Here is an 11,968-nt window from a genome sequence, read left to right as displayed (position 1 = left end):
TTAGTTTGAAGTGAACTTTTGAAAAGATTTGTCTCGGTACATGTACATAACCGATGAGATTGTTATTAAAGAAATAATGATTTGTTTGTTTTTAATTGGTGCATTGAAAACAAGCCAACCAACTATATCAAATAATAAATGTAGCAAGATTGAAAGAACTACAAATTGAAGTAACGTATTTAAAAATCTTTTCATAAAGTGTCCCCCTAAAATAATAGGTTTTATTAACAGTTTGATATAGTGGCATTATACAGTAAATGTTTCATGTGGTAAAATTTACATAAGTTAGTGAAATAAAACAAATGAAAGTTAGTAAAGGGGAACATTTATGGAATTCTGGATGGTTATACTGATATTAGCCTTTGGTTTCATTTATATCGCTGAAAAATTAGCTACAATTGAAAAGAAAAATGATGCGCGTTTAAAGAGAATTGAAGATAGATTACAATTAATTACGAAAGAAATGGGAATTGTAGAAAGAGAACCTGAAATTAATAAAGAACTACGCCAGCTTGTAGAAGAAGGAAAAAAAGTTACAGCAGTTAAGAGAGTAAGAGAAGCTTTTGGTTTTTCCTTACTAGAAGCGAAGCAATATGTTGATAAATTATAAAAAAGATCATCCATTTGGGTGATCTTTTTCACTGCACCATGCGTGCATTTACATAAGCCGCGATTATAAAGTGTCCAATTATATGGAACAAACATTTGAGATAAATTGTCTAATATAGGTAATAACTATTTAGCTTGAAAGAAAGGGTTGATGACATGAAAAAGAATACGTTGTTAAAAGTAGGATTATGTGTAGGTTTACTAGGAACAATTCAATTTGTTAGCACAATTTCTTCTGTACAAGCATCACAAAAGGTAGAGAAAACAGTAATAAAAAATGAGACGGGAGCCATTTCAATATCTCAGTTAAACAAGAATGTATGGGTTCATACGGAGTTAGGTTATTTTAATGGAGAAGCAGTTCCTTCGAACGGTCTAGTTCTTAATACTGCTAAAGGACTAGTGCTTGTTGATTCTTCTTGGGATGACAAATTAACGAAGGAACTAATAGAAATGGTAGAAAAGAAATTTCAGAAGCGCGTAACGGATGTCATTATTACACATGCGCACGCCGATCGAATTGGCGGAATAAAAACGTTGAAAGAAAGAGGAATTAAAGCGCATAGTACAGCATTAACCGCAGAACTAGCAAAGAAAAGTGGATATGAAGAGCCACTTGGAGATTTACAAACAGTTACGAATTTGAAGTTTGGCAATACAAAAGTAGAAACGTTCTATCCAGGGAAAGGACATACAGAAGATAATATTGTTGTTTGGTTGCCACAATATCAAATTTTAGCTGGAGGCTGTTTAGTAAAATCTGCGGAAGCTAAAGATTTAGGAAATGTTGCGGATGCGTATGTAAATGAATGGTCTACATCGATTGAGAATGTGCTGAAGCGATATGGAAATATAAATTCGGTAGTACCTGGTCATGGAGAAGTAGGAGGCAAGGGATTACTTTTACATACATTGGATTTATTAAAATAAGAAATTGTAGAAATACAAAAGAGAGGAGAAATAATTTTCTCCTCTCTTTCTTCTAACTATATTTAAATGCTGAATCTGTCGATTACGTCAGCATATATTACTGAGATTTTAATTCCAAGTATACAAATACTAGTACTGTCATAATTGCAATAACAACGTAAGTAGCATCAAGCATTATAAGTGTTTTTAAAGTTTCAGTCATCGTAATTCACCCCTGTTATAAAAATATAACATGATCTTTTTATTGATTGGATAAGAGATCATAAAGATAAAATGTATATGAAATTTCTTAAGTAGCTTCTATATAAATATATCATATAAATAATGTAAGTAATGTTAAGATAATGTAAATGTATTGTAAATAAAGAGGTTTACAATGAAGGCTTTAATAAAAAAATGATAGTTCCTTAAAATAAAAAATACGCTATTTTCATATGAGATGAATTGCAATTATTTGTATAAGGGATTCAAAAAAATTTTTTCGTTGTATATATTTCTCCAAATTAATTATTTAGCTATTTAAAAGTATCGAAAGATGTGTGCACACTAATGTATATTTTTTGGATGTCAATAAAAGTATTATGTCAACAATATGAACTGTCACAAATCTTTATATATTATTGTGATTGATATCACATCACTTTTTTTCAATGGGTATTATGCTTAAGGTGTAATGAATGATTGGGAGAGGGTGGGATGATATGTTTTGTTATCAATGTGAACAAACGCCAACAGGCGGATGTAAAGTAATGGGTGTTTGTGGCAAGAATGAAACGATTGCGAGTTTACAAGATACGATTGTGTTTGGGCTAAAAGGAATTGCAGCTTATCGCACACATGCTGCTCAGCTAGGGTATACGGATGCATTTGTAGATGCTACAACACAAGAAGCTTTATATATGACATTAACAAATTCTAACTTTAACGAACAAGAGCATATTGATATGGCTATGAAAGTTGGGAAATCAGCTTTACGGGTGATGGAGTTATTGGATGAGGCACATACGAATCATTTTGGTGTGCCAGAGCCTGTACAAATTACACAAAATCGTGTAGAAGGTAAAGCAATTGTAGTTACGGGCCATAATGTATTTGCATTAGAAGAACTATTAAAGCAAACAGAAGGAAAAGACATTAATATTTATACGCATTCTGAAATGCTACCAGCACACGGATACCCGCAGCTGAAAAAATATAAACATTTAAAAGGAAACATCGGTAAGGCATGGTATGATCAAAGACGCCTTTTTGAAAAATTTACTGGTGCCATATTAGCTACAACGAACTGTGTTATGCCAATTAAAGGCTCGTACTCTGATCGATTCTTTTCATATGAAATTGCAGGTTTAGAAGGTGTACAAAAAATTGAAAATGATGATTTTACACCATTGATTCAAAAAGCGCTAGAACTTCCAGAAGTACATATGGAGTCGGATGAACAGTTAGTGACAGGGTTTCATCATAATACAGTATTATCATTAGCTCCAGAAATTATTGATGCAGTAAAAGAGGGGAAGATAAAGCGTTTCTTTGTTATCGCCGGTTGTGATGCACCGGGAAAAGGCGGAGAATATTATCGTGAATTAGCAACGTCACTTCCGCCAGAAACGGTTATTTTAACAACTTCTTGCGGGAAATTCCGCTTTAATGATGTGGATTACGGTGTTGTACCTGGTACGGAAATTCCGCGTTACATTGATTTAGGACAGTGCAATAATTCAATTTCTACAGTGAAAATAGCGGCTGCTTTAGCTGATGCTTTTCAATGTGAAGTGAATGAATTGCCAGTAAGTATTGTACTATCATGGTTTGAACAAAAAGCGGTTGCCATTTTACTCGGGCTATTTAGTCTTGGGATTCAAGATATTCGCATTGGTCCAAAGGCTCCTGAATTTATTTCACCTGGCGTGCTTGATGTATTACAAGAAACATTTGGTTTAAAACTAGTTACAAATGCAGCAGAAGACATGGCTATGATGTTATCGTAACGGAAAAGATGTTTTCACTTAATTGTGGTTTTATAAATCATTTGTATGTGTGTGAGTAAACGCACATACAAATGATTATTAATAAAGAAAATCGCTATATCTATAAATTTTATAGAGCTTTTAAAGTGTAACACCACATGCCCATCACCTTAAGATTTTAAGTATCCCCAAAACGAAATTTCTACATGAATATCTATAATTTTACCTCTTTTTCATTTGATTTGAAAATAAGCTTTCTATTTTTAAAAACCAACGATACCACCTCAAATTATAGGAATAAAATCCATTCATTTATTAGGAAAATGGATTGAAAATAATAAGGTAGACTAAAAAGTAAAATATTATTTATGATAATCATTCTTTTATAAAATTTAAATTGGAAATAGCCCTACTCATTTTGATTGCGCATTTTCAAAATGGAGGGGCTTTTTTTACTGTAAAATCAATAACTGCATCTTATTTTTGTTGAAAAAATTCTCATTCTTATTTTGAAAGTGATATGGGTACATTTACATGCACATCAATCTTTTATTATGAAGTGGCCCTTGAATATATTGTTTTTTTATTGACAGACATAAAAATGATTTATTTGCTGTATTGATAATTTGTAGACGTTATAATAAAATGTTTATGTATATGTAAACTTAATTTATTTTTGTTTGGTTTTATTATGAGGTTAGGCAGTGTTAATAACAATAAAATAATGAATATATCACCTGTAAAAAGAATGAAACCAATACGGAGAAGATGATTTTGTTAAAAATTCGAAAAATAAGCGTTATTAGCTCTTGAAGAAAAATGACTAGAAAAATTACAAGCATATGGAAAATAGGGTTATACAAAAAGTCCTAAAGGGGGACGGAATTATGGAGAAAAGAAAGTATTCAGTAACACCACAAGATCGAATGAATTATGTATTAGGTCTTTATTCTGCAGATCAACAAATTAATGCAGTTCTTTATTTTCCTGTAGGTATATCTAAGGAAATACTTGAAGAATCAGTAAGGATAACGTTGCAATTGCAACCAGTTTTGAACAGCCGGTTTGTAGAAAATGATATTCCTTACTGGGAGGAACATTCATCTGACACTAACTCATCTATTTGCTTTTTTGCAGAAGGAAATAATCAAGAACTTGAAATAATGGCAATAGATTTTATTAAGGAACCTGGTGATCGTATTCAGGGGCCTATGGTTCAAACGAAATTATTACGGGGCACTACAATAGATATGTTAGTTGTGAAATTGTCTCATCTATGTTCAGATGGTGCAGGAGTCAAGGAATATATAAAATTGCTTGGAACAATATATACTCACCTTTCATTGGGACGGTCTAAGAAGCAAATTATAAAGGAATTTGATGAGGGAAATGAGAGTTGTCGAGATCAATCACATGTATTCAAATACGCTGGAATATCGGACATAAAAAGTGCGTATCGTCCTAACCAAGAACAACAGGCATCGTTATGGTCTTTTCCATCTCAACCTAACAAAAATAAATTTCCCCAAATGTCCGTACGGCGATTGAGCCATAAGCAAACTCTACGTTTAACCCAATGGACAAAAGCACAACAGGTTACCTTGAATGATGTAATCATGACTGCTTACTTCCGAGTTTTATCACATTTCACTGTGTATGCAGAACCTCGCACTGCAGAAAAAATGATTGGTTTGACAATTGATTTACGTCGATATCTGCCTAATAATACAACTGGTGCTATTTGCAACTTATCCGGTATGGAAATGCCAGTGATTAAAATGGAAGACGATGAAACATTTAAGCAGACTCTTGTTCGAGTTAAACAATCAATGGATAAAATAAAGTCTCAAAATCCAGGTCTTTCTTCAGCAGCAGGAATGGAGTTACTGGCAGAAATGAAGCTATCTACAGTGAAGGAAATGTATAATCAGCAATATGAACAGGCTGTACAGATGGGGATGGCGTTGCCATTACTGACAAATTTGGGAGTGATTGCTGAGGAACCTATTCAGTTTGGTCAAATTCAAGCTGAGGACGGGTATATGGCATCACCTATTATGTATGCACCATTCTTTTCAATGGGAGCAAGCTCTTATAATGGAAGGCTTACATTTACGATCGGTTATCATGCGCCGGATACATCAAAAGAAAAGGTAGAAAAATTTTTAGATAGTGTTGCTAATCAACTATCAGAAATAAAATAAAAGAGAATATAGAGAACAGATTTCTAACAGAATTGTATTTTAGGGGCTCGTATCATGTACGGATAATCTCTGGAAATTTTCTCTGACCGCACTTGCCTTTATGCTTTATATGCAATGGGAATGGTAGTGAGAAACAATTTGTATCGTGAAAAAACAAGATATATCGGTATAAAAACAATAAAACAGAGCTGATTTAAATTACACTTTGAATCAGTTCTGTTTTGCTAGTGTGATGGTCCTTACAACAAAAAAGTAGGCTGTATCCGATTAGGGTAAAGCGGATTTTTAATTTTTTTGAAAATAAAGTTGACATCCATAACTACTTAGTCATACAATGTAGATGTAATAAGTGATACTGAATAGTTCGGATTCACAAAAACTGTTCAGTAAAAAATTCGCCTTAGTACTCTGTGATACTGAATATAAGTCAGACAGAATAGGGGGTAAAGGAGGATCAGGACATGGAAAATTTAACTGAAATGCTGAAAGGTTCACTGGAAGGGTGTGTACTGGAAATCATTAGTCGCCGTGAAACGTATGGCTATGAGATTACCCGCCACCTGAATGATCTTGGGTTTACCGAAGTTGTGGAAGGTACGGTGTATACCATCCTCGTACGATTAGAGAAGAAAAAGCTTGTGAATATTGAAAAGAAACCATCAGATATGGGACCGCCTCGTAAGTTTTATTCATTAAATGAAGAAGGCCGCCAGGAGCTTGAATTGTTTTGGGAAAAATGGGATTTTGTATCGTCAAAAATTAACGTCTTGAAGTCAAAATAGGTTCATAAGATAAAATGTTCCGGCCGATACTTTGGGAATTTCTTGTTCGGTTTTATAAAAAAGGAGGAAAATAAGATGTTAGAAATGTTCAAAAAGTTAATTGGTGATAAAAAAGAGTACAAAATGATGATGGCACGAGTTGAGGATCTGCCAGAGGACTACCAATTTGTATTTAAGAAAATTCAAAACTACATGTGGAATTTTTCAGCGGGTAACGGGATGGATATGTTACACATACAGTATGAATTAATCGATTTGTTCGAAGCGGGTGCAGCGGAAGGAAGACAAGTGCTTGACATTACTGGGGATGACGTGGCTTCCTTTGCTGACGAACTAGTGGCAAATGCTAAAACTTACGTCTCCAAGTATCGTGAAGATTTGAATGAAAGTATTATGAAGAAATTGAGAAAAAAATAAATGGAATAAGTAGTACCGACTGATTAGCTGGTTACACATATGAATTGCCATCATAGCTATTCAGTTATATTTTTAACTCGGTACTAAGTAATACAGAATATCAGTGATACTAAATAGATAGAGGTAAATAAATAGTCTTCGCAAAACATTTTTATAGGGAGGAAAAAAGTATGAGTCATGCAGCGATTTCTGTAAAAGGCTTGAAAAAATCCTTTAAAGATAAGGAAGTTTTAAAAGGGGTAGATTTTGAGGTGCAGCGTGGAGAAATTTTCGCGCTGCTAGGCTCAAATGGAGCGGGAAAGACGACAACGGTCAACATCCTTTCGACACTAATGAAGCAAGATAGCGGTGAAGTAAGTATTTGTGGATTTGATGTACAGAGTCAATCAGATCATGTTCGTCAAAGTATCAGTTTGACAGGGCAGTTCGCAGCTTTAGACGGTATGCTGACTGGGAGGGAAAACTTGATAATGATCGCCAAATTACGTGGTGTTTCCAATCCTGCTCAAGTTGCTGACAATCTACTTGCAAGATTTAGCCTGACTGATGCGGCAAACCAAAGGGCAGATCAGTATTCAGGCGGGATGAAGCGCCGGCTTGATATCGCGATGAGTTTGATTGGGGCGCCAGCAGTTATTTTTCTTGACGAACCAACGACTGGACTTGATCCTGAAGCGCGAATCGAAGTGTGGGATACAGTCAAGGAACTTGCTGGAAGCGGTACAACTATTTTGCTTACGACTCAGTATTTGGAGGAAGCAGAACAACTGGCAGACCGTATCGCTATTTTGCATGGCGGAAAAATTATTACGACAGGTACTCTTGCTGAACTAAAAGAGATGTTCCCGCCAGCAAAAGTGGAGTATATCGAGAAGCAACCGACATTGGAAGAAATATTCCTTGCGATCATTGGAAAAAAGGAGGAGATGTAAATGAAAAGTAAAACAGGTGTATTACTAGGTCGTTTAATGCGTAACATTATGCGCAGTCCGGATACAATTATTACAGTGGCGATTACACCGATTATGATGATGCTATTATTTGTCTACGTGTTTGGCGGCGCAATAAAAACTGGAACGGAAAACTACGTTAATTATTTATTGCCGGGAATTTTGCTAATGGCTATCGCATCCGGTGTAGCTTACACTTCCGTTCGACTATTTACGGATGTAAAGAGTGGGCTGATGGCACGTTTCATTACGATGCCTATTAAGCGCTCATCGATATTGTGGGCTCACGTTCTAACCTCTCTGGTTGCTAATGTACTTACTATCGTGGTGGTTATTCTTGTTGCACTCTTAATGGGTTTCCGTTCCAGTGCTAATATTCTAGATTGGCTCGCGGTAGCTGGGATACTTGGGATGTTTACGCTGGCGCTAACATGGCTAGCTATCATTCCAGGATTGAAAGCGAGGTCTATGGAAGGGGCGACTGCTTACTCGTACCCGCTAGTTTTTCTTCCATTTATTAGTTCGGCCTTTGTGCCTACCGAAACGATGCCAAAAATTGTTCGTGCGTTTGCAGAGAATCAGCCTGTAACTTCAATCGTGAATGCGATTCGTGCTCTTTTATATGAAGGAACTGTTGGAAACGATATTTGGATTGCGCTCGCTTGGTGCGTAGGTATAATGGTCATCTCTTACTTTTTCGCCAGTAAAGCATTTAAACGTCAGTTAGGGTAAGAAACGTGATAAACGAAACCTTCAGGAATAATATATATTTAGAAAAGCACGGGAGATTTTCCGTGCTTTTATTATTTATCATGCTCTCATTGTAGTAAATGAAATGGTATTTAAAAATAGGATAATTATCCAGTGATAAAGCTTAATATTTGAGGCGCACTGCTTATGGAATGTATAAGCACACTCGTTTTTGTAAATCTGCTAATACTTCATCGGGTATTTCTTTGATTTTAATATCCTTCCCTAGAAAAAGCAGCCAATTTATTATTTCCGTCACTTCATCGGGATTGTTAACATTGATAAAAGTTTTTAAAATGGCTGTGGATTGGTAAGGATTAGTATAAGATATTGAAATTTTTAAAGGATGGTATTTTTTGAACTGGGCAATTGCTTTTGGTCCAAGTTCAAGTACCAAGTTGATTATTTCGTCCTTCTTACTTAGTTTTTCTAAAATCTTTTTCTTATTTAGCCTTTTGTTCGTCGTGTATGGTTCGATATTAATGAGATCATCGACAGGAAACATCATCTTCTTTTCTTTTTTTAAGTCAAACCCTTCAATGATCCAATGGCTTTTTTCTTGATAAAGGTGCAATAGATAAATTGGATAAGTCTTGATTTCTTCATCTTCTTTAATGGTAATCAATAAATGGTTATCCAAAAGAAGGATTTGAATGAGTTTTTCTAACATAGGATGGGGGAGATCAGAAAGCTCAAGTAGATCGGGATTATGAGGGTTAGTCCCTTGGAAAAGCAAGAGTTGATTTAAAAGAACGAGATCATCTTGCTGGGTTTCTGAGATGAGTCCTAGTAGTTTTTCGGCTAAAGATTGACGACTCTTTAGGTAGGGAAGTTGTTGATTCCTCGTAGCCATAAAGGCAATAAAAAGAGCTTTTACTTCATTATCAGTAAAGCGAACAACGGGCAGGATAGAGTTGTGCATAACAAAATATCCCCCGGTCCTCCCAACTTCAGCGACAAGAGGCATTCCCATAGCTTCAATGTCTCTAATGTCTCTAATAGCTGTCGACCGTGATATGTTAAATTCTTGTATAATTTCAGAAATTGTAAAGTGAGAGCGGTTGTTGATATACCGCATAATTGTATTAATCCGTTCAACTTTTTTCATTTTAGTCTCCTAAACAGTATCATTTTTTGATATGGTTTAAAGGTATTATAAACGTATCAGATGAAAAGATAAATCGTTTGATTAATAAAAAAAGAGGCAGGTTTTGAATATGAAAAATTATACGATAGAAGAAAAAGATAGCTTTATTGTGTTAGGTATTGGAACTGAAATTAAGAGTGCATACACAGACTTTGCTGGAATAAATAAAGAAAAGGAAGAATTTTGGTCGGCTGTTAAAGAAGATGGAAGGCTGGACACTTTAAAAGCTTTAGCTACAAATGAATACATTTTTTCCGTGAGCGAAGCGGTGAATAACAAAATGATGTATTATGCGGGTGTCATGACAGAAGCACAAATAGAAGAAGAATCTAGAGTAATCCAGTTTCCGAGGGGAGAATACTTAGTAGTGAAAGGGGAGGGCAAAACGGCTGAAGAGCTAAGTAATAAGTTGACTGGTATCGCCTTCGGTCAAGCTTTACCAGATGCAAATGAGTTTGCTTATGTTGGTGGACCAAATACGACGGTTGAGATGGGGAAAAGAAACGGCTTAGTGTTTGGTGAAATGTGGATTCCAGTTGTTAGGAAGTAAAGTGATAAAAGGTACGAATATGGGAAGTAGAGGCTAACAATCTTGGATTGTTGGCCTTTTTAACATGAATATAATATTCATATGTCTATTGTATTTTTTGCGGCAAGATTAAATAGCTTTTTTGTTACTTTACAATAAAGTATACTTAATATCAGTAATTCATGTAATTAGGGGTGGTTTCTATATTTAGAGAAAATACAAAAAGGATACTTCTGTCATTAGTAACAAATCCAATACTAATAATTGTATATGGGATTTTTTGTTATGAGTTGGCCTTATACTGTAAGTACGGAAGAATGAATTATAATATTTACATTTTGTTATTATGTATAGTACTTTTTATATCCATAACTACATTTACTACAATGCGGGTGATAAAAAATAGAGAATATGAATCTAAAAAATTAACAAATTCAATAGCATGGAGATCCATTTCTATTATCATTATTGTTGCAATTACATCATTTTATGGGATGCAGATTTATAAAAGTGCAATAAATTACAATGGTAAATTGGCATGGTTTATAGAAAAGTTAAAACATGAAAGGTCAGTTAAACTTAAACATAATAATATATATAAGTCTGGAGTAGAAGGTATTTTTGAAGATATAAATAAAAAATATCCTTTGCCAAAGAAATTGTATATGGCAACTGATTTTGATCTTACATTTCATTCAGATGGAACAATCACAGCGTTTGATACATTTGTTTATGGGAAAAATGATGATGGGAAAGAAGAAACTTATTTAATCTCTTATAATAAGAAGAAGTCAGAAGATATTACTATAATACGAGACGGATACGCAAAGCCTGATTATAATGATGATAAATTAGTAGAACCTTTAATTGAAACGGTTAAGGCGATTCCAGTTAAGCAAACGGTTAGAAAATGGAATGAAAGTAAGTATGGGTTGATTTATTATGGAAAAAGAAATTGGGGATCCAATACAGAGGGAATTATTAATATTACTGAGGATAGTAAGGGGCAGAGTCTTAAAAAAGCAGCTTCTGATATCATTGGATATACTGTATCTATATTTGTCCCTGGAAAAGAGCAAGAGCTAGTCCCTGCTAGATATAATTTAATAAGTGACGCAAGTTGGAGTAAATCAAAGACGCCTCCAAAAGAAGATATGCTTAAAGAGAAGAAACAACAAGATTTAAAGAATGAAAAAGAACAGTTTTTCCTATCGAAAGAAGTTGGTTATAAACTAAATATGACAGATAAAGCATTAGGGAGCGCCTTTTATTCATTAAGCAAGACTAGTGATGAAGGGAAAACATGGGAGGTTATCAATCCAGACCCATTTAATGGGGGGATTGGTAGTGTATCAGGAATCACTTTTATAAATGATAAACTTGGGTTTTTAGGAGCAATTAGGCCTTCTGGTAATGAAGGAGAGTTATATCGCACAGATGATGGGGGAGTATCTTTCAAAAAGGTAGAATATCCGCCGCATGAAGTGAAATTAGATCATACACAGTCCACAATAAGTCCTTTTGATTCACCTAGTATGCCATATGAGAAAGATGGGGTTTTTAATATGTTAGTTGGACAAGGGGCAGATGGAGACTACAATGGCGATAGTAGTGCACTTTATCAATCAAAAGATAACGGAGAGACATGGGAATTTGTAGAAGAAGTGAAAAAGAAATAATCAG

12 protein-coding genes are annotated in these 11,968 nt (G+C 34.7%); 10 read left to right on the top strand and 2 right to left on the bottom strand.

Translation table 11 applies throughout. The features are described 5' to 3' along the window. On the bottom strand, positions 1-195 hold the full coding sequence (locus GBN91_RS12325; RefSeq protein ID WP_000819654.1) for a hypothetical protein: 195 nt from the start codon (positions 193-195) through the stop codon (positions 1-3). Between the two features lie 133 nt (positions 196-328). On the opposite strand from GBN91_RS12325, the gene GBN91_RS12320 reads away from it, so the two are divergent. The 8 genes from GBN91_RS12320 (at position 329) to GBN91_RS12285 (ending at position 8,591) form a co-directional block, all read left to right on the top strand. Next, a complete protein-coding gene (locus GBN91_RS12320) occupies positions 329-610 on the top strand; it encodes a hypothetical protein (protein ID WP_006929472.1) in 282 nt (93 codons plus the stop codon). Between the two features lie 155 nt (positions 611-765). Beyond that, the gene (gene bla2 / locus GBN91_RS12315; protein WP_046392920.1) at positions 766-1,539 is read left to right on the top strand and encodes a BcII family subclass B1 metallo-beta-lactamase; all 774 of its coding nucleotides are present in this window, start codon (positions 766-768) and stop codon (positions 1,537-1,539) included. Between the two features lie 701 nt (positions 1,540-2,240). Beyond that, entirely contained in the window at positions 2,241-3,527 is a 1,287-nt protein-coding gene (gene hcp / locus GBN91_RS12310; RefSeq protein WP_152121565.1) for a hydroxylamine reductase, read from the top strand. A gap of 866 nt (positions 3,528-4,393) precedes the next feature. Next, positions 4,394-5,710 carry a condensation domain-containing protein gene (locus GBN91_RS12305; RefSeq protein ID WP_000415478.1) on the top strand — a complete coding sequence of 439 codons (1,317 nt, stop codon included), beginning with the start codon at positions 4,394-4,396 and terminating at the stop codon, positions 5,708-5,710. A 461-nt stretch (positions 5,711-6,171) separates the two neighbouring features. Next, positions 6,172-6,492 carry a PadR family transcriptional regulator gene (locus GBN91_RS12300; RefSeq protein WP_000429487.1) on the top strand — a complete coding sequence of 107 codons (321 nt, stop codon included), beginning with the start codon at positions 6,172-6,174 and terminating at the stop codon, positions 6,490-6,492. Positions 6,493-6,567: 75 nt separating this feature from the next. Next, positions 6,568-6,909 (top strand): DUF1048 domain-containing protein, encoded by a 342-nt coding sequence (locus GBN91_RS12295; RefSeq protein WP_113304147.1) that lies wholly within the window; start codon positions 6,568-6,570, stop codon positions 6,907-6,909. A gap of 170 nt (positions 6,910-7,079) precedes the next feature. Continuing rightward, positions 7,080-7,841, top strand: a complete 762-nt coding sequence (locus GBN91_RS12290; RefSeq protein ID WP_000017473.1) for an ABC transporter ATP-binding protein — start codon at positions 7,080-7,082, stop codon at positions 7,839-7,841. Continuing rightward, on the top strand, positions 7,842-8,591 hold the full coding sequence (locus GBN91_RS12285; protein ID WP_000837816.1) for an ABC transporter permease: 750 nt from the start codon (positions 7,842-7,844) through the stop codon (positions 8,589-8,591). A 163-nt stretch (positions 8,592-8,754) separates the two neighbouring features. On the opposite strand, the gene GBN91_RS12280 is transcribed toward GBN91_RS12285, so the two are convergent. Then, complete coding sequence (locus tag GBN91_RS12280) at positions 8,755-9,717, bottom strand: helix-turn-helix transcriptional regulator (protein ID WP_152121564.1); 963 nt, start codon at positions 9,715-9,717, stop codon at positions 8,755-8,757. A gap of 109 nt (positions 9,718-9,826) precedes the next feature. Between GBN91_RS12280 and GBN91_RS12275 the strand changes: the two genes are divergently transcribed. Then, entirely contained in the window at positions 9,827-10,306 is a 480-nt protein-coding gene (locus GBN91_RS12275) for a GyrI-like domain-containing protein (RefSeq protein ID WP_000801022.1), read from the top strand. 173 nt (positions 10,307-10,479) lie between these two features. Then, entirely contained in the window at positions 10,480-11,964 is a 1,485-nt protein-coding gene (locus tag GBN91_RS12265) for a WD40/YVTN/BNR-like repeat-containing protein (RefSeq protein WP_347400310.1), read from the top strand. Positions 11,965-11,968: the final 4 nt, after the last annotated feature.

It is taken from the genome of Bacillus sp. B1-WWTP-T-0.5-Post-4 (assembly GCF_009183795.1).
GTDB lineage: Bacteria > Bacillota > Bacilli > Bacillales > Bacillaceae_G > Bacillus_A > Bacillus_A cereus.
This window is presented reverse-complemented; position numbering and strand designations above follow the sequence as displayed.

Coding starts and splice junctions, on each gene's coding strand:
- GBN91_RS12325 (WP_000819654.1), bottom strand. CDS start 195: ATGAAAAGATTTTTAAATACGTTACTTCAATTTGTAGTTCTTTCAATC.
- GBN91_RS12300 (WP_000429487.1), top strand. CDS start 6,172: ATGGAAAATTTAACTGAAATGCTGAAAGGTTCACTGGAAGGGTGTGTA.
- GBN91_RS12280 (WP_152121564.1), bottom strand. CDS start 9,717: ATGAAAAAAGTTGAACGGATTAATACAATTATGCGGTATATCAACAAC.
- GBN91_RS12285 (WP_000837816.1), top strand. CDS start 7,842: ATGAAAAGTAAAACAGGTGTATTACTAGGTCGTTTAATGCGTAACATT.
- bla2 (WP_046392920.1), top strand. CDS start 766: ATGAAAAAGAATACGTTGTTAAAAGTAGGATTATGTGTAGGTTTACTA.
- GBN91_RS12305 (WP_000415478.1), top strand. CDS start 4,394: ATGGAGAAAAGAAAGTATTCAGTAACACCACAAGATCGAATGAATTAT.
- GBN91_RS12290 (WP_000017473.1), top strand. CDS start 7,080: ATGAGTCATGCAGCGATTTCTGTAAAAGGCTTGAAAAAATCCTTTAAA.
- GBN91_RS12320 (WP_006929472.1), top strand. CDS start 329: ATGGAATTCTGGATGGTTATACTGATATTAGCCTTTGGTTTCATTTAT.
- GBN91_RS12275 (WP_000801022.1), top strand. CDS start 9,827: ATGAAAAATTATACGATAGAAGAAAAAGATAGCTTTATTGTGTTAGGT.
- hcp (WP_152121565.1), top strand. CDS start 2,241: ATGTTTTGTTATCAATGTGAACAAACGCCAACAGGCGGATGTAAAGTA.
- GBN91_RS12295 (WP_113304147.1), top strand. CDS start 6,568: ATGTTAGAAATGTTCAAAAAGTTAATTGGTGATAAAAAAGAGTACAAA.